The sequence below is a fragment of the Limnohabitans sp. genome, assembly GCF_036804465.1.
GTDB lineage: Bacteria > Pseudomonadota > Gammaproteobacteria > Burkholderiales > Burkholderiaceae_C > Limnohabitans.
In genome coordinates this window covers 1-16,013 of record NZ_DAIRSK010000004.1, presented here as the reverse complement: position 1 = coordinate 16,013, position 16,013 = coordinate 1, and the positions used below count along the sequence as shown (strand labels likewise).

General features: G+C 55.4%; 19 protein-coding genes. 6 read left to right on the top strand and 13 right to left on the bottom strand.

Translation table 11 applies throughout. The features are described from left to right. Positions 1–41: 41 nt before the first annotated feature. Positions 42–449 carry a GlcG/HbpS family heme-binding protein gene (locus V7Q41_RS02810; protein WP_333842507.1) on the bottom strand — a complete coding sequence of 136 codons (408 nt, stop codon included), beginning with the start codon at positions 447–449 and terminating at the stop codon, positions 42–44. A 171-nt stretch (positions 450–620) separates the two neighbouring features. Here V7Q41_RS02810 and V7Q41_RS02805 point away from each other — a divergent pair, with 171 nt between their 5' ends. Then, complete coding sequence (locus tag V7Q41_RS02805) at positions 621–1,307, top strand: Bax inhibitor-1 family protein (RefSeq protein WP_333842505.1); 687 nt, start codon at positions 621–623, stop codon at positions 1,305–1,307. A gap of 58 nt (positions 1,308–1,365) precedes the next feature. On the opposite strand, the gene rlmD is transcribed toward V7Q41_RS02805, so the two are convergent. From rlmD to V7Q41_RS02770, 7 genes are all read right to left on the bottom strand, one after another. Beyond that, complete coding sequence (gene rlmD / locus V7Q41_RS02800) at positions 1,366–2,784, bottom strand: 23S rRNA (uracil(1939)-C(5))-methyltransferase RlmD (RefSeq protein ID WP_333842502.1); 1,419 nt, start codon at positions 2,782–2,784, stop codon at positions 1,366–1,368. Then, positions 2,784–3,572, bottom strand: a complete 789-nt coding sequence (locus V7Q41_RS02795; RefSeq protein WP_333842499.1) for a peptidoglycan DD-metalloendopeptidase family protein — start codon at positions 3,570–3,572, stop codon at positions 2,784–2,786. Before V7Q41_RS02795 ends, rlmD begins: the two co-directional genes overlap by 1 nt. 16 nt (positions 3,573–3,588) lie before the next feature. Next, positions 3,589–4,266 carry a protein-L-isoaspartate(D-aspartate) O-methyltransferase gene (locus tag V7Q41_RS02790; RefSeq protein WP_442918785.1) on the bottom strand — a complete coding sequence of 226 codons (678 nt, stop codon included), beginning with the start codon at positions 4,264–4,266 and terminating at the stop codon, positions 3,589–3,591. A gap of 122 nt (positions 4,267–4,388) precedes the next feature. Further along, positions 4,389–5,147, bottom strand: a complete 759-nt coding sequence (surE, locus tag V7Q41_RS02785; protein WP_333842495.1) for a 5'/3'-nucleotidase SurE — start codon at positions 5,145–5,147, stop codon at positions 4,389–4,391. Positions 5,148–5,204: 57 nt separating this feature from the next. Then, positions 5,205–5,555 carry an AzlD domain-containing protein gene (locus tag V7Q41_RS02780; protein ID WP_333842492.1) on the bottom strand — a complete coding sequence of 117 codons (351 nt, stop codon included), beginning with the start codon at positions 5,553–5,555 and terminating at the stop codon, positions 5,205–5,207. Further along, the gene (locus V7Q41_RS02775) at positions 5,552–6,280 is read right to left on the bottom strand and encodes an AzlC family ABC transporter permease (RefSeq protein WP_333842489.1); all 729 of its coding nucleotides are present in this window, start codon (positions 6,278–6,280) and stop codon (positions 5,552–5,554) included. The genes V7Q41_RS02780 and V7Q41_RS02775 overlap by 4 nt, the downstream gene beginning before the upstream one ends. After that, positions 6,277–6,606 (bottom strand): bactofilin family protein, encoded by a 330-nt coding sequence (locus V7Q41_RS02770; protein WP_281810548.1) that lies wholly within the window; start codon positions 6,604–6,606, stop codon positions 6,277–6,279. The genes V7Q41_RS02775 and V7Q41_RS02770 overlap by 4 nt, the downstream gene beginning before the upstream one ends. 108 nt (positions 6,607–6,714) lie before the next feature. Here V7Q41_RS02770 and otnI point away from each other — a divergent pair, with 108 nt between their 5' ends. The 3 genes from otnI to V7Q41_RS02755 all read left to right on the top strand — a co-directional run bounded on the left by otnI (position 6,715) and on the right by V7Q41_RS02755 (position 8,654). Continuing rightward, complete coding sequence (gene otnI / locus V7Q41_RS02765) at positions 6,715–7,539, top strand: 2-oxo-tetronate isomerase (RefSeq protein WP_333842482.1); 825 nt, start codon at positions 6,715–6,717, stop codon at positions 7,537–7,539. A gap of 13 nt (positions 7,540–7,552) precedes the next feature. Continuing rightward, positions 7,553–7,972, top strand: a complete 420-nt coding sequence (locus tag V7Q41_RS02760) for a VOC family protein (RefSeq protein ID WP_333842480.1) — start codon at positions 7,553–7,555, stop codon at positions 7,970–7,972. Positions 7,973–8,105: 133 nt separating this feature from the next. Further along, the gene (locus tag V7Q41_RS02755; RefSeq protein WP_333842478.1) at positions 8,106–8,654 is read left to right on the top strand and encodes a phasin family protein; all 549 of its coding nucleotides are present in this window, start codon (positions 8,106–8,108) and stop codon (positions 8,652–8,654) included. A 67-nt stretch (positions 8,655–8,721) separates the two neighbouring features. Here the strand turns inward: V7Q41_RS02755 and V7Q41_RS02750 are convergent, their stop codons facing one another. Continuing rightward, entirely contained in the window at positions 8,722–8,973 is a 252-nt protein-coding gene (locus V7Q41_RS02750; RefSeq protein WP_333842476.1) for a hypothetical protein, read from the bottom strand. A 191-nt stretch (positions 8,974–9,164) separates the two neighbouring features. Here V7Q41_RS02750 and V7Q41_RS02745 point away from each other — a divergent pair, with 191 nt between their 5' ends. Together V7Q41_RS02745 and V7Q41_RS02740 are read left to right on the top strand one after the other, a co-directional pair. Continuing rightward, a complete protein-coding gene (locus V7Q41_RS02745) occupies positions 9,165–10,001 on the top strand; it encodes an SDR family NAD(P)-dependent oxidoreductase (RefSeq protein WP_333842473.1) in 837 nt (278 codons plus the stop codon). Between the two features lie 216 nt (positions 10,002–10,217). Next, positions 10,218–10,964, top strand: coding sequence for an ABC transporter substrate-binding protein (locus tag V7Q41_RS02740; RefSeq protein ID WP_333842826.1), 747 nt, complete (start codon positions 10,218–10,220; stop codon positions 10,962–10,964). 61 nt (positions 10,965–11,025) lie between these two features. On the opposite strand, the gene V7Q41_RS02735 is transcribed toward V7Q41_RS02740, so the two are convergent. The 4 genes from V7Q41_RS02735 to V7Q41_RS02720 form a co-directional block, all read right to left on the bottom strand. Further along, entirely contained in the window at positions 11,026–11,373 is a 348-nt protein-coding gene (locus V7Q41_RS02735) for an HNH endonuclease (protein WP_333842470.1), read from the bottom strand. Between the two features lie 226 nt (positions 11,374–11,599). Next, the gene (locus V7Q41_RS02730) at positions 11,600–12,694 is read right to left on the bottom strand and encodes a carotenoid 1,2-hydratase (protein ID WP_333842468.1); all 1,095 of its coding nucleotides are present in this window, start codon (positions 12,692–12,694) and stop codon (positions 11,600–11,602) included. 5 nt (positions 12,695–12,699) lie between these two features. Then, on the bottom strand, positions 12,700–15,255 hold the full coding sequence (locus V7Q41_RS02725; protein WP_333842466.1) for an ABC transporter permease: 2,556 nt from the start codon (positions 15,253–15,255) through the stop codon (positions 12,700–12,702). Beyond that, positions 15,249–15,887, bottom strand: coding sequence for an ABC transporter ATP-binding protein (locus tag V7Q41_RS02720; protein WP_333842463.1), 639 nt, complete (start codon positions 15,885–15,887; stop codon positions 15,249–15,251). The genes V7Q41_RS02725 and V7Q41_RS02720 overlap by 7 nt, the downstream gene beginning before the upstream one ends. Between the last annotated feature and the right edge of the window lie 126 nt (positions 15,888–16,013).

Genomic DNA, 16,013 nt, shown 5'->3' with positions numbered 1-16,013 from the left:
CAAAACGCTGCGAGGCCTTGTTCTTTTAAAAACGTGTTGATTTACAGGCCGAGGGCAGCAATGCCAGCCTTGGCAATTTGCGCGTCTTCGTTGGACTTCACGCCGCTCACGCCTACAGCGCCGATGAATTGGCCGTCTTTGACAATGGGCACGCCGCCCTCGAGCATGCCCTTGATTTCTGGCGCGCTCAAAAAAGACACTCGTCCAGCATTGATGACGTCTTCGTAAACCTTGCTTTCACGACGTCCCAACGCTGCCGTGTTCGCTTTGGCTGGGGCAATGTAGGACGAAATAGCGGGCGCACCATCCAAGCGTTGTAGCGCCAACAAATGACCACCGTCGTCCACGATGGCAATCGTCACAGCCCAATGGTTTTTCAAAGCCTCTGCCTCGGCAGCGGCCGCTATGGCTTTGACATCAGCGGATTCGAGAAAGTGTTTGGTTTTCATGACAAGTCAGTTTCAAAAATAAGAAAACCATAAGCATAACGACCCTGAGCCACCCTTACTCACCAAAAAAACACAAAAGAAACCTCAATAAAAGTAAGCAATAGACCTACACCACTTGAAACCTTTAAAATGCTTACCATCTGAATCATCAGAGTTACAGGAGTGCTACTCATGAATGAAAACATCCAAACCGTTGACTATTACGTTCTTCCCGCACAAGAACGCAACCGCGTGGTGCGCAACACCTATTGGCTGCTCGCAGTCAGCATGCTGCCCACCGTTCTCGGTGCGTGGGTGGGTGTGGCTACTGGCATCAGTTACGCCATCTCAGGCGTGATGGGCATGATCTTGATGCTGGCTGGCGCATTTGGCTTTATTTATGCCATCGAGCGCACCAAACACAGCGCGACTGGGGTCTACGTGCTGCTGGCCTTTACCTTCTTCATGGGCCTGATGCTCTCACGCATGATTGCCATGGTCTTAGGGTTCAAAAATGGCTCTGAGTTGGTGATGACTGCCTTTGCTGGCACGGCTGGCGTCTTTTTTGTGATGGCCAGTTTGGCCACTGTCATCAAGCGCGACTTGTCTGGCATGGGCAAGTGGCTCATGGTGGGCGCGGTGGTCTTGATGGTGGGCAGCATCATCAACGTGTTCGTTGGTTCATCCGTAGGCATGATGGTGATTTCCATGTTGTCCATGGCCATCTTCAGCGCCTTCATGCTGTATGACTTGAAGCAAGTGATGGATGGCGGCGAAACCAACTACATCAGCGCCACGCTGACCTTGTATTTGGACATCCTCAATGTCTTCCAAAGCTTGTTGGCCTTGCTCGGCATCTTTGGTGGCGAGCGCGAATAAGCCTTGCATACACCCACAAAAAAGGGACCCTCAGGTCCCTTTTTTTACGTCCGCAGCTTTAAATTAAATCAAACACCGCCATGCTCTCCACGTGCGCCGTATGGGGAAACATATTCACTGCCCCAGCGAAGGTCATGCGGTAGCCCGCTGAATGGACCAACACCCCTGCGTCACGCGCCAAAGTCGATGGGTTGCAGCTCACGTACACAATGCGCTTAGGCGGTGTCCAGTTGGGGCCCATCTCTGGTTGCTGAACTATCTCAGCCAAGGCCTGCACCAGCGAGTAGGCACCTTCGCGCGGCGGATCGACCAACCACTTATCAGCTGGGCCGTCTTGGCACAGCAACTCTGGCGTCATTTCAAACAGGTTGCGCGCCACAAAGCGTGTGGGGGCCAAAGGCTTGCTCCGATTGGCCTGGTTGAAAACGTAGTTTTCGCCCGATCGCGCCACCAAGGCCTCGCTGCCCTCAATTCCCAAGACCTCGCGTGCCAAGGTGGCCAAGGGCAAGGTGAAGTTACCCAAACCACAAAACCAATCAATCACACGTTCAGAAGGGTCGATCTCCAGCAAACGCAGTGCTCGCGTCACCAACACGCGGTTGATGTGCGGGTTGACTTGGGTGAAGTCAGTGGGCTTGAACGGCATGGTGATGCCAAACTCAGGCAAAGCATAAGAAAGCGGCTCGCCCAATGCGCCCGCCATCAAACACACCGTGTCTGGGCCTTTGGACTGGAGCCACCACTGCACCTTGTACTGGGAGGCGAAAGCATGCAAAGCAGCCATGTCGTGCGCGCTCAAAGGCTCCATGTGGCGCAGCACCAAAGCCGTCACCTCATCACCACAGGCCAATTCAATTTGCGGCAAGGTCTCACGCGCCTCCATGCTGCCAATGAGCTTGCGCAATGGCAGCAACATCGCGTCCACATGCGGCGGCAATATTGGGCACTGGCGCATGTCGGCCACATAGCGACTTTTGCGTTCATGAAAGCCCACCAGCACTTCGCCTTTTTTCACCACATAGCGCACCGACAACCGAGCGCGGTAGCGGTAGCCCCAAGCAGGGCCTTGGATGGGGCGCAAAATAGTTTCAGGTTTGACCTTGCCCAAGTGGGACAGGTTGTCCTCTAGGGCACGTTGCTTGACGGCAATTTGAGCCGCAGCATCAAGGTGCTGCATCTTGCAGCCACCGCAGGCCCCTGCGTGCAAACCAAAGTGTGGACAAACTGGCTTGACGCGCTGAGATGACGCATGCATCACCTCGAGGAGCGAGGCTTTCTCCCAGTTGTCTTTTTTGCGATGCACATTGGCACGCACCACTTCAAATGGCAAGGCACCTTCAACAAACACCACCTTGCCATCGGCGCGGTGGGCCACGCCCTGCGCTTCAAGATCCATCGACTCAATGGTGAGCGTGTTGTCAGGCCATTTTTTGTCGGTCACCGCTTCTTTCGTCGTTTCTGTCGTGGCGTCAGTCATCAATTGGTCGATAAATATTTAGCGGGGTCTACCGGCTTGCCTTGGCGGCGAATTTCAAAATGCAACTTCACTTGGTCGGCATCGCTGTTGCCCATCTCCGCAATTTTTTGTCCACGCTTGATGACTTGGTCTTCTTTGACCAACAACGTTTGGTTGTGCGCATAGGCGGTCAAATAAGTGTTGTTGTGCTTCAAGATGATGAGGTTACCGTAGCCACGTAAACCAGCGCCCGCATAGACCACTCGGCCGTCAGCCGCTGCGTTGACAGGGTCACCCGCCTTGCCGCCAATATCAAGCCCCTTGTTTTTGGACTCATCAAAACCTGCAATCAAATTGCCACGCGCTGGCCATTGAAAGCTCACAGCATCTTCTGTTGCAAGCGGTACTGCAGGCAACACGTTGGTCGGTGCTGACGCAGAGGCCACCGGCATAGGCGCTGAAGTAGGCGCAACGGCAGGACGCACCACAGGCGCCTCGGGGGCGGGTGGCATGACGCGCAAAACCTGGCCAGGTTCAATTAAATTGGCATTGTCTAATTTGTTCCAGCGCATGATGTCGCGCCAGCTTTGGCCGCTGTCCATGCCGATGCGAATCAAGGTGTCACCGGGCTTGACGGTGTAGTAGCCAGGCTTGCTGGCACTCTCCGTGGTGGCCGTGGCCCGCGCAGCAGGACGTGCACCACCGATGGCACGCTCATCGACTGGCGCGAGGCGGCCCTTGCTCGAGCAACCCGACAGCGCCAGCACTATGACCACGGCGCCAAGGACCCACTTTCCAGCACGCAACATTCTTAATTCCCTTTGTTCAAGCAATGCCTGATTTTAGAGGTACAAAGTTAACGGCTTCGAGCAGCGCCTGTTGCAAGCCTTGCGGTGTTTTATCAATCACAACCAACGCCTGTTGGCCTGAGCTTGTGTGCGTTGGTGCCACCAAGCGCCCGCCAACAGCCAGCTGATCTATCCAAGCTTGGGGCACGCTCTCACCACCCGCTGCCGAGATGATGGCGCTATAAGGTGCACCTTGAGCGAAGCCCAACATACCGTCGCCAAAGATCATGTGCACATTGGGCAATCGCATGGGGCGTAAGTTCTCACGCGCTTTGTCGTGCAAACCACGCAAACGCTCAATGCTGTAGACCTCGCGGGCTATGCAGGCCAGCACAGCCGCTTGGTAGCCGCAGCCTGTGCCGATCTCCAAAACACGCCCCATCATGGGCGCACCTTGCAGGCCAGGCGCTTGTCGCAAGAGCGCAATCATGCGAGCCACCACATTGGGTTTGGAGATGGTTTGACCCAAGCCAATCGGCAAGCTGGTGTCTTCGTAGGCTTGGTTCACCAAAGCGCTGTCCACAAAGCGGTGACGCTCCACACGACCCATGGCTTCGAGCACCACGACATCGTCAACGCCCTGCGATGCAAGCTTTTGCACCATGCGTGCCCGAATAGCCGATGAATCCAGTCCCACGCCTGTGGGGCTGACCATGCCTGCAGGCTTGCTTCGAACCGCAGACTGTGCCGTGACCACACGCGTGGCGCCTAGCAAAGTTCTGGGTGCCGCTTGGGGCTTGTCTGACTCTAAACGTGCAGGAAAGCTGGGGCGTTGTTTCATGCCTGCAAGACACCCAAACGCTCAGCCCACTGCGGCAAAGAGGTGTGTTCGGTCAAGTCCACATGCAGTGGCGTAACTGACATGTGGCCTTCAAAAGTGGCGTGAAAGTCAGTGCCGTCGCTGTCGTCCTTGGCGGCGCCTGCACTGCCAATCCAATACATGGTTTCACCACGTGGGCTGGTTTGGGTGATCACGCGCTCAGCCGAATGGCGACGACCTAAGCGCGTCACGCGCAAAGGCTTGATTTGCTCAACGGGTTGATTGGGAATGTTCACGTTCAGCAACCAGGGCACACCAGAGATATGGCCTTGTGCCTGCATAAGCAGCACCAGCGCGCGGGCTTTGGCAGCGCAGGCATCAATGTGAGCCCAGCCTTTGTCAACTTGCGAAAAAGCAATGGCAGGCACACCAAACAAATAGCCCTCCATGGCTGCACCCACTGTGCCCGAGTAAATCGTGTCGTCGCCCATGTTGGCGCCATTATTGATGCCAGACACCACGAGGTCAGGTTTGTAGTCCAGCAAGCCTGTGAGGGCAATGTGCACACAATCGGCAGGCGTGCCGTTGACGTAGCGAAAACCGTTGCTGGCTTGGTGCACATACAAGGGCGAATGCAGGGTGAGCGCGTTGGACTTGGCGCTGTTGTTGTGTTCGGGGGCGATGACTTCGACGCGGCCCAAGTCTTTGAGCGCCTCGTAGAGTGCCACAAGGCCAGGGGCTTGAAAGCCGTCGTCGTTCGAAATCAGGATGTTCATGGTGCTTTATTCAGTTGCACATGAATTGTAGTTTCGGTCTGTGACAGACGACAGCGTTTAAGGCGTTGTTTGAAGCACGCCGTAAAACAGCATCAACAGGGTGCCTGTCAGCAGGGCTGGCACCAAACGGCGCTCTGGACTTGAGACCATCACAGCCAAACTGAGCGCACAAATGAGCACACGCAGCAACACCGGCACAGTGGCCAACAAACCCAGCGGCATCAAAATCATGCGCACAGTCAAAGCAGCCACCATCGCGTAAGTCACTGCAGACAGCCAGCGAAACACCTCGCTGTCTTGGTTGATGTGGCCCGAGAGCTTCACGCCCGCTGCGCGGCAAATGTAGGTACCCAAGCAGGCGGCGGTGAGCGCGAACCAAACGCCCCAGCCTTGCATATCTGCATTCATACGTTCACCTCAGCAGGCCTTGGCCGCAACCAACGACGGTCAATCAGATACGCGGCGGAACCCGCCACCAAGCCCGTGACCAACAAACTGCTGTCTGCGTCCCATACAAAAAAGACAGGCCCTAGCAGGCATCCCAAACCAATAGCGATGCGATTGGCCCAAGGTTTCACATCAGTGAACGTGAGCAAAAAAAACAAAGGATTGATGAAGACCAAACCCAGCGTGACCGCCATAGGCACCCAGCCCGCCACGAAATAGCCCAAGACCGTACCCAATGGGGACATCACCCAACACGGCAATGCCAAGCCGATGAAGTAATTCAAGCGGTGCTGGGGGGACATGCGGGGAAACTCGCGCATCGACACGGCCCAAGCCGTCATGGCCAACATATGCACCCACACATACAAAAGTAAATTGCGGTCACGCCTATGAAACTGGGGGAAAAGCGTCACCACCATGGTGACAAAACGGGTAGATGTCAGCGTCACGGCAAAACCAATGGCCAACAAGGAGGAGCCTGAGATGAACATCTCAAGCATCACCACTTGACCGGGCAGCGCAAACATCAGCAAGCTGGTGAGGCCCGTCACCCACGCATCAAATCCATGGCTACGCGCCATGGCGCCAAAGCCGACCATCCCTGCAAACAGAACTAAAACTGGCGCGCCCATGGCATCGCGAATGCCAGACCAAAAGGCTTCGCGCCGATTGGCGAACCGACTCATTTCTGGTTCATATTGCCTTTGAACTTACCGCCGCGCTGGATTTCCAACTCGTGATACTCCAAAGTACCAGACACTTTGCCCGTGCTGTGGATCAAGAGGTGCTCTTTGCAGACGATGTCTTCGTTGAGCTCGCCATGCACATCGATTTCGCGGGCACGCACAGTGCCAGTCACTTGGCCCTTGGTGCCAATCAACAAGTCGTCGGCTGTCAATTCGCCTGAGACATTGCCATTGATGACAGCTTTGCCAGGCGCAGAAATAGAGCCTTTGAAAGTCACGCCCTCGCCGATGACGAGGTTGTTATTGGTTGGGTTGATATCGGCCATGTGAAGCTCCTTTGATTAGCAGATCATACCTAAGCAATAAAGACATTCAGTGACTCAGCAAGACCTGAGAGACTCGCGAAACTCGTGCGCGCTCATTAAACTCTGGCAATGCCACGTTTTGCCGCCAACCTCAGCATGCTCTACAACGAGCACGCATTTCTAGACCGCTTTGCCGCTGCCGCCCATGACGGCTTCAAAGCCGTTGAATGTTTGTTTCCCTACGCTTTTGATACCCACGACTTGCAACAACGCTTGAGCGGCAACGGCTTGCAACAAGTGCTCATCAACGCTCCGCCAGGCGATTGGGATGCGGGTGAGCGCGGACTCGCCTGCTTGACTGGACGCGAAACTGAGTTTCAAACGGGCTTTCTCCAAGCCTTGGCCTACGCCGACGCCTTGAACTGCCCACGCATCCATGTCATGGCGGGCTTGAAGCCCCTAGGTGCAGACCTGGCCGTGATCGAGCAAACCTATATCCAAAACATCGCATGGGCAGCCACTCAAGCGCAACAGTCGGGCTGCGATGTGTTGATCGAACCCATCAATACACGCGACATGCCTCACTATTTCTTGAACTACCAGAGCCAAGCCCACAACATCGTGGCGCTCATTGGCGCGTCCAACGTGAAAGTGCAGATGGACCTCTACCACTGCCAAATCATGGAAGGCGACATAGCTGCCAAGATTCGCCACCACCTGCCCACAGGTCGTATCGGTCACTTTCAAATTGCGGGTGTGCCGATGCGCCACGAGCCAGACTTGGGTGAACTCAACCACGCTTATCTTTTTGACGTGATTGATGAGGTGTCAGCCGCGTGCGGTTGGGAAGGCTGGATTGGTTGCGAATACCGACCCATTTTGGGTGATGTCACCAACGGCACGCGCGATGGTTTATCTTGGCTGGCAAGATTGCGCCCAAGCACTCCTATTTAAAGAAAGAACCCCCATGAAATACCTCCACACCATGGTGCGCGTCACCGACCTTGAAGCATCTTTGAACTTCTACTGCAATGCACTGGGCTTGACGGTCTTGCGCACCAAAGAGCATGCGCCAGGCCGCTTCACCCTGGTCTACCTCGCCGCCCCTGGCGACGAAGACGCGCAAGTCGAGCTCACTTACAACTGGGATGCCGAGGTGTACACCGGCGGGCGTAACTTTGGCCACTTGGCTTATGCCGTCGACAACATCTATGCAACTTGTGAAAAGCTGCAAGCCCATGGCGTGACCATCCTTCGCCCACCCCGCGATGGCCGCATGGCCTTTGTGCGCTCGCCCGACGACATCTCGGTGGAACTGCTGCAACAAGGCGAAGCCTTGCCACCGCAGGCGCCATGGGCGGACATGCCCAATGTGGGCAGTTGGTAAGCCTACCCCACCTAAGCGCCCACTGAGAAAAAGATGGGCTAGAGAACTGGCTCTAAAGAGCATTGGCTTGCTGTTTTTTTCACAAACCTTGGCTAGCATTCTCACGTTGATCAAATTTTTTAAAGGAATGAACATGCAAGACCAAATCAAAACCCAAGTGGAAGCTTCCCTCCAAGCCGCTTTCGAATTGGCTACCCTCTCTTTCTCACAAGTTGAGCGTTTGACAGAGCTCAGCCTAGAGCAAGCCAAAGTCAACGCCGAGTTGGCCCAAGCCCAATTGACCTCCGTGTTGGATGTCAAAGACCCCGCTGCAGCCTTGGAGTTGCTCAAAACTCAATTGGAAACCACAGCCAAGAGCATGGCTGGTTTTGCCGCCACCGCATACGAGTTGACACAAGAGTTCCAAGCTGAGTCTGCTGCATTCGCAGAAAACCACTTTGACCATGCACACGACACCGCCAACAAAGCCATCCACGACAGCTTGAACCAAGCACCTCAAGGCTCTGAGGCTGCCGTCACCGCAGTCAAAGCCGCCTTGGAAGCCAGCAACAAAGCCCTGACTGAAGCACGTAAAAACGCCAAAAAAACTGCTGAATTGGCTCAAGAAGGCTTGAACAAGCTGAAAGAGCACGCACCCAAAGCAGCAGCAAAAGCGCCTGTTCGCCGTAAAGCTCGCGCCTAAGCGAATTGACTTTGTACAAAAAAGGGTTCCAACTGGAACCCTTTTTTGATGACGTCACAAGAAGCGATTACGATTTGATTTGGCCGGCTTGCAAAGCAATGCTAATGGCCTTGGTCTTGCCTTCATAAAAACGGTCTAAGCGCCAGTCTTTCATCACTTCAATCAACAAATTGAAATCGTCCATGCCTAGGTCATACATGGGCTTCAATGAAAAATCTTGCTCATTCTCTAGTGCAAGAATTAATTTTGAAAGTGCCACTGAAACATCTGAAGTTGGATCAGTCTCAATAAATTTTCTTGCTTTCTTGATGGCGCGCATGGGTAATCCCTGTAAGTTGTTCTCCTTCAATTATGAACTTTGATTGATCCACTAACGAAAAACCGCTGCAAAAAATTAATGTCACAAATCCGAAATATCAGAGTCATAAAAGTGGACCACAGTGCGTGCCATGGGCAAGCAAACAAAGTTAATTTTTTGACAAACGGGATAGCCAAGACGTGGCGCAACACATGACAAAAGCTAACGCACGCGTGGCCTTGATCACCGGTGCGAACGTGGGGATTGGTCGCGTCACGGCCATTGAACTGGCCAAGGCTGGGCATCGGGTCATCATCGCTGGCCGATCACTGGCAAGAACGCAGCCGATTCTTGATGACATTCAAGCACTGCCTGGCAGCCTACCCGCCCTCTTTTTGCCGCTGGATTTGTCCAGCATGAATTCAGTGCGTACCTGCGCTGAGGCGTTTGCTGCTTTGCAGCTACCCCTGCACCTGTTGGTTAACAACGCGGGCGTTGCAGGCGCGCGCGGGCTGACCGTCGATGGGTTCGAGATGACCTTTGGCGTCAACCACGTGGGCCATTTTTTACTGACGCAGTTGCTGCTGCCTCACTTGATCGCGGCCGCACCGGCACGCGTGGTGACGGTGGCAAGCCGCGCACACAAACGCACCTCAGGCATCGATTGGGAAGATGTGCGCCGCCCTACCCGCAGCATCACAGGCATACGCGAATATGCCAACTCAAAATTGGCCAACTTGCTGTTCAGCGCAGAACTTGCCAAGCGCCTCCAAGGCACACAAGTGTCAACCTATTCATTGCACCCCGGCGTTGTAGACACCGAGATCTGGCGTGCGCTGCCCACTTGGGCTCGCCCTCTGCTGCGCTTGCGTGGTTTGCTCACTGCCGAAGAAGGCGCACGCACCACCTTGCACTGCGCCTTGCATGCGCCTCAGACCGAGACAGGGCTTTACTACGCTGACTGTCACCCCACTGCACCCGCTGCACTGGGCCAAAACGCTGAACTTGCACGCGCGCTTTGGGAGCGCAGCGAAGCTTGGGTACGCTGACACTGTCCGTATGGCGACTCTGACATTCAAAATTCGACCACTAAAAGGGTATTCCCTAGGGGCTGATGTATTGAAATGTCAATTGTTCTCAACCCTTTTACTAGAGCGCTCATCATGAAATGCTTGCAAGCAGCCGAGGGGCAAAGCCTCTCGTTTTAATTGATGAAAAATTTAAAACTACCCATGCAATTGGCAACTCTTGCCATCTCAGTCCTGATGTCACCACTCGCCCTGCCCCAAACTCCGCCTGATATTGCAAAAGAAATAGCGCCCACCGGAACCTTGCGTGCGGTGATCAACTTTGGCAACCCAATCCTTGCGCGAAAAGATCCATCCTCAGGGGCGCCAGTGGGTGTGTCTGTTGATTTGGCTCAGGCACTGGCTAAACAACTCAATCTGCCATTGACACTGGTGCCGGTTGAGTCAGCTGGCAAATCGGTGGAAACCGTCACGCAAGGCCAAGCAGACATTGGATTTTTCGCCATCGATCCGGTGCGAGGCAAAGGCATCACTTTTACCCCACCCTATGTGTTGATAGAAGGCAGCTACTTGGTCAAAAAAGATTCGCCCCTGCTCAACAATGCGCAAGTCGATCAGGCCATGCATCGCGTGGTGGTGGGCAAAGGCAGTGCCTACGACCTTTTTCTCACACGCGAACTCAAAGAAGCGCAATTGGTCAGAGCCCCCACCTCGCCCTTGGTCGTTCCGTTCTTTATGGAAGGCACCTACGATGTGGCTGCAGGTGTGAAGCAACAACTCGAATCAGATGCCAAAAAATTTGATGGCCTGCGATTACTGCCCGGACGTTTCATGGTGATTGAACAGGCCATGGGACAGCCCCACAGCGTTTCAAAACGGGCACAAGAAACATTGGCCAACTTCGTTGCCAACATGAAATCAAATGGGTTTGTGCGCGACAGCTTGGTTCGCCATCAAATTGAAGGGGCGACGATTGCCCCCTAAACAAGCAGTTCGTTGAGGCGGTACATGGCCTGGGAACAAGCTCGCGCATGTTGCATTGCGGTCATCGCAAGCGGCTTCGCTTGGTAGGCGGATTGAACTCGCTCGGCTTGTCTTTGATCCAGTTGATGAATCTCGCCATTTCTGGATGTTCTCTCAGGGCTTGTGGGCTTGGGTAGTTTTTGGCCAACTCAGTTTCAGTGAACAACGCATGAATTTGCTTGTGACATGCACGGTGCACATAAACCGTCATGACGCCACCCCGTGATTTAGGAATCAAGTGGTGGGCATCTCGCAGCGCTGGCGGAATGGGGCGATCGCACAGCGCGCAGACGGTAAGTGCTGCCACCTTGAACTGCATTTCTTGCGCGCGAGCTTCAGACTGAAGACGCTTGATACGCCCTTTGGTCACCCTCTTAACTCCTCAGACTCCGATTGCTCAACTGCCCATGTGAACCAAGACCACAGCGGCCATCCATGTTGCGCTGAATGGATCAAAAAGAAAAGTCAACGCAGCAGCCAAGCCAGAGGAAAAATCACAAACAGATAAAAAGGTGGGAACGCTTTTCTTATCAGCATGCGGGCATCTGCAAATAAACATCAATCATCAAACGAGCCTTTCAAAGCAATTAGCTTAGTCAAATTCGCAAAGGCTCGCCATAGCCAGTCAATTCCAAATAGCCATGGCCCAGAATGCGGTCCTCTTGCATCAAACTAACTGCGCCCTCCCAGTAAAAACCGCCCGTACTGGTGCGCGCGTCCACCTCCTGCGCCAGCATCAGAGGCACCAGGCGAAAACTCTGGCCTTGCACCAGCAAGTCCATGGGTATGGGGTATTCAATCAATGATTGAGAACGCCAACTGCCCCGTGGTTGCCACTTCAGCCCACGCCAGCCTTTGGCGGGCTTGCCATCGCGGTCACGCGCATCGACGTGCGCAAAAAGGGACTCTGATTTGTTGTTGCGGATTTGAAAAGCCATCAGCGTGCCGCCGTCTAACAAATTGATCCCTAACCAGTCCCAACCCACGGCTCCTGACATCAACAATTGACTGGACCATTCATGATCTAGCCAAGCTTGACCTTGCATCCATTGTGTTTGCTTGCCCAGCTGCACGCTGGCGCTTACACGCAAAGGTGCGCGGCTGTAGTAGTAGCTCGCTTGTTCAGCTTTGGGGCCTTTTTGCGACAAACCGTTTTGCCCGCGCAAGAGGGCGGGTTGCTGGGTGGTGGCTTCAAACGACAGAGAAAAGCCTTCCCCTGAAAAACGCCCCTCATAGACCTCTGCCGCAGCGCGCTGCACGCGGCGCAAGCGCCAATCCTCAAACTGCAAGTCGGTGTCTGCTGTAGCAGCACGCAAATGCGTCCCGCTGAGACGCCCAGCGCGGTTGGCATGCAAGAAAACGTCTTGCTGTGCAACGGCCAACGCTGCATGCGCGAAGAGCAACTGTTGGGGTGCCAGTCGACTGGGGTTGTCGACCGCATGCTGGGTTCGGCTGCGAAAAAAAGTCAACTGAAATCCCATCGCCGAGGGACCTTGCCCCAGCCACCCCGTGAGGTACCACCACTCGGTGCGGTATTCAGGATGCGCGCCATGGTCTGTTGGAAACACCAAGCGCCTAGGCCTCACACGTGGATAAAAATCGCTGTCAGGGGCCGCCAAAACAGACGGCCACGGCGACAAAGCGGCCATCCAGCAGGCGGCGGTTTTCATGAGCTGGCGACGAGGCGTCATCGTGCTCACCAATCTGCACGCAGGCTTTCGGCCAAGCGCTTCGGGTCTAGGCCTTGGCGTGCTGCCCAGCGGGCTGTCAGCACACCAATCGCCAATAACAAGCCACTGATCAAGGCCCACTGACCCACGGCAAATTGCGTCTCCATGGTCCAGTGAAATGACTCTGGGTTAACTTTGTGAATCAAGATCTGACTCATTAACACGCCCAAAAAAGTGGCCCATACCACCGCCACCACCAACAACAAACCCACCTCCAAAGACACCAATCGCCAACGGTCTGTGCCGGACATTCCCAAATGCGCCAGCACACCAAATTCTCGGCGACGCAAAATCAACTGACCCGTGACGCCAGCAGCAACTGAAAAAAGCGCGACAAACAAGGCGGCCGCTTCTAGTGCGTAAGTCATCGCAAAACTGCGGTCAAAAATTTTGAGTGAAAGCTGCCGCACATCGCTGGCAGTGATCCATTTCAGTTGCGCCAGCTCAGGCCCAAGGCTTTGAATCTGCGCCATGACTTTGGCAGGGTCTGCGCCATGGGCCAACCACACTGAGACACTGGATCGAGAACGGTCACCAGTGAGTCGCTCAAAGTCTGGCGTGGCCATCACCACCGAGCCGTGCTGTCGGCCGTAATCTCTGAACAGCCCACCCACCCACACACTTTGCTGACCCTGAGCGGTCAATGGCATTGAAGCCTCTTGGCCAGCACGCCAGCCGTAAAGATCCGCCATGGCCTCAGAGCCGAACACCACCACCCTACTTTGACCATCCTCAGGAGGCATCTTGGCAGAGCCTACCAAAGCAACCGACTGCATGGGATGGTTCAAATTCAAAGGCTTGGCTATCAACATGACTTCAGGGCGGTCGTAGGCCAAACGCAGGCTTCTTAGACGGCTGGTTTCCACCTTCTGCACTTGAGGCAGGGCAGCTATCTGGGCTTGCACGCCAGCATGCAAGCCTGGCTGATCGACCATGGCTTGACTGCTGGTGTAGAGATCGGCTGGCAACACCTGGCCCAACCAATCTGAAACCGACGTGCGAAAGCTGCTGACCATCACCATCATCGCCACGGTGAGCGAAAACGCAGCCACAGTGCCCGTGATCAAAGGCGTGGCCGCTGAAGGCGCTTGTGCCAGCCGCCAAACAGCCAATCGCACAATCGCCGAGGCATGCCGAAACACCCGTGATGGCGAATGCCACATCGCGCGCGACAGCCCTCCCCAAAGCTGTGCCAACACCCAAGGGATGGCCAGCAGTCCTGCACACAGCAAAGCGGCAATCGCACCATAAGCTGCCCAAGGCAATTCATCCAAGCTGGGCAGCAGCAGCAAAACGATTGAAAGGCCCAAGGCCACCAAGCTCCATTTCAGCGTGGGCGTGGAGAACACCAAGGTTTCGGCTTGGCCCGCACGCAGCACCGCCATGGGTTGACGCCAATTGATTTGCAACAAAGGCAACCAAGCTGAACCCAGGCCCATCAGCGTGGCAACCAGCGCCAAAACAGCCATGGCCAGCCAGTCAATCACCATCGGCGGCTGGCTGTTGGCAAAGTAATTGCCGCCCAAGTCGCCGCCAAACCAGCGCATCAACATGGCCGCAAGCAACAGGCCCAGGCCCACCCCCACTATGCCGCCCAAGGCACCAATCAATCCACCTTGCGCCCACACGAAGCGGGCCAGCCAAGCCTCGCTTGCCCCCAAGACCCCCAGCAAAGCCAACTCGGCGCGCTGTCGCACGATTGATAAATTGACCGCAGTAGATACCAAAAAACCACCCGTCAACAAAGCCACCATGGCCAGCACGGAAAGGTTGACACGGTAGGCCCGCGAGAGCAAGGACATGCGGCGGTCACGGTCTTGCGTAGCGACCACCTGAATTGTGTCGGACTGCGCTTGCAAGGCGGCACGTAGGCCTTGTGGGGTTTGACCATCTTCAAGGCGAAGGTCCAAGCGCGACACCACTCCCAATCGATTGAACGCCCATTGCGCGCTGCCAATGTCCATCACACCAATGAGTTGAGAAGCTGCGCCAGGCACTTCACCTGCCACCACCAAGGCCACAGACTCAAGCCCATGCTGCAAAACAATGTTGTCGCCCACTCGCACCTCTAAAGCCTTGAGCGCCGCCGCAGATAAGAACAAGGCCTTGGCATTGAACAAATCGTTGGCGCCCTCTGCCGCGCTGGGCATCAAGGAAGCCGTCACAGAAGCGGCCTTGAAAAAATCGAGACCGAGCACCGTCAAGCGGTCGGTCCGCACGACCAGCACAGGGCTGACGGTGCTGATGCCCAAGGCTGCGCGGCGGTCGTCCCAAACATCAATCTGGCGGTCATCCATGTCCCCCAAGGGCGCCACCAACTGAGCCGAAGCTTGTCCATTCACCGTGTCCAGCGCCTGACCGAACGAGGCCAGTGCTGAATGGTTCACTGTGTGGATGGCAACCGCCAACATCACGCCTATGGCCACCATGGCGAGCGCGACGCACCACCTCACCCACGCTTGAACCGAAGCGCCTTTGAGCAACCAAACAAACAGCAGCTGCTGACCCTTCAAGTTCAGCAAACCAGGCCTTGGGGCGTCAAGCGCAAAGTTCGCCCCATGGCGCGCGCAGCTTCGTCAGAGTGGGTCACCACCACCAGGCTGGTTTGTCTTGCCGTGCACAGCTCGATCAACAGAGCCAAGGTGTTGGCGGCGGTGGTGGTGTCCAGGTTGCCCGTTGGCTCGTCGGCAAAAACCACTTGAGGTTGATGCACCAAGGCACGGGCCAAGGCCACGCGTTGTTGCTCGCCCCCCGACAGGCTGGTCGGCTTGGCATCCAACCTTTTTTGCATGCCCAGGTCGCACAGCAGCGAGCGAGCTGCTGCCGCGCAGACTTGACCCGATTGCCCACCCAACAACCCAGGCACCATGACGTTTTGCAGCGCCGACAGGTGCGGCAACAAATGAAACGCTTGAAAAACAAAACCCATCTCAGACTGACGGCAAGCACGACGCTGCTCGGCTGACCAAGTCGAAGTGGGTTCGCCAGCCCAACAAACCTCGCCACGGGACGGCACTTCCAGACCCGCCATGATGTTGAGCAAAGTGGACTTGCCACAGCCCGATGTGCCTTGAATCGCCACATGCTCGCCACGCGCCAGCTCAAAATCGAGACCTTGAAATAGCCATTCGTCTAAGGAGTAGGCATGACCCACAGAAATTAAACTTAAAACTGCCATCATTCAAAGTCGTGGTGCATGGTGGATGACAGTGAGCGGATTGAACAATCAGTTGACGATCAAGCGTGCGTTTTGTAACTCGCCGATGAGGCCCACAACGGC

What these genes read in the sequence shown, in the direction of transcription:
- V7Q41_RS02810 (WP_333842507.1), bottom strand. Translation starts at nt 449, where the DNA reads ATGAAAACCAAACACTTTCTCGAATCCGCTGATGTCAAAGCCATAGCG.
- V7Q41_RS02805 (WP_333842505.1), top strand. Translation starts at nt 621, where the DNA reads ATGAATGAAAACATCCAAACCGTTGACTATTACGTTCTTCCCGCACAA.
- rlmD (WP_333842502.1), bottom strand. Translation starts at nt 2,784, where the DNA reads ATGACTGACGCCACGACAGAAACGACGAAAGAAGCGGTGACCGACAAA.
- V7Q41_RS02795 (WP_333842499.1), bottom strand. Translation starts at nt 3,572, where the DNA reads ATGTTGCGTGCTGGAAAGTGGGTCCTTGGCGCCGTGGTCATAGTGCTG.
- V7Q41_RS02790 (WP_442918785.1), bottom strand. Translation starts at nt 4,266, where the DNA reads ATGGTCAGCCCCACAGGCGTGGGACTGGATTCATCGGCTATTCGGGCA.
- surE (WP_333842495.1), bottom strand. Translation starts at nt 5,147, where the DNA reads ATGAACATCCTGATTTCGAACGACGACGGCTTTCAAGCCCCTGGCCTT.
- V7Q41_RS02780 (WP_333842492.1), bottom strand. Translation starts at nt 5,555, where the DNA reads ATGAATGCAGATATGCAAGGCTGGGGCGTTTGGTTCGCGCTCACCGCC.
- V7Q41_RS02775 (WP_333842489.1), bottom strand. Translation starts at nt 6,280, where the DNA reads ATGAGTCGGTTCGCCAATCGGCGCGAAGCCTTTTGGTCTGGCATTCGC.
- V7Q41_RS02770 (WP_281810548.1), bottom strand. Translation starts at nt 6,606, where the DNA reads ATGGCCGATATCAACCCAACCAATAACAACCTCGTCATCGGCGAGGGC.
- otnI (WP_333842482.1), top strand. Translation starts at nt 6,715, where the DNA reads ATGCCACGTTTTGCCGCCAACCTCAGCATGCTCTACAACGAGCACGCA.
- V7Q41_RS02760 (WP_333842480.1), top strand. Translation starts at nt 7,553, where the DNA reads ATGAAATACCTCCACACCATGGTGCGCGTCACCGACCTTGAAGCATCT.
- V7Q41_RS02755 (WP_333842478.1), top strand. Translation starts at nt 8,106, where the DNA reads ATGCAAGACCAAATCAAAACCCAAGTGGAAGCTTCCCTCCAAGCCGCT.
- V7Q41_RS02750 (WP_333842476.1), bottom strand. Translation starts at nt 8,973, where the DNA reads ATGCGCGCCATCAAGAAAGCAAGAAAATTTATTGAGACTGATCCAACT.
- V7Q41_RS02745 (WP_333842473.1), top strand. Translation starts at nt 9,165, where the DNA reads ATGACAAAAGCTAACGCACGCGTGGCCTTGATCACCGGTGCGAACGTG.
- V7Q41_RS02740 (WP_333842826.1), top strand. Translation starts at nt 10,218, where the DNA reads ATGTCACCACTCGCCCTGCCCCAAACTCCGCCTGATATTGCAAAAGAA.
- V7Q41_RS02730 (WP_333842468.1), bottom strand. Translation starts at nt 12,694, where the DNA reads ATGACGCCTCGTCGCCAGCTCATGAAAACCGCCGCCTGCTGGATGGCC.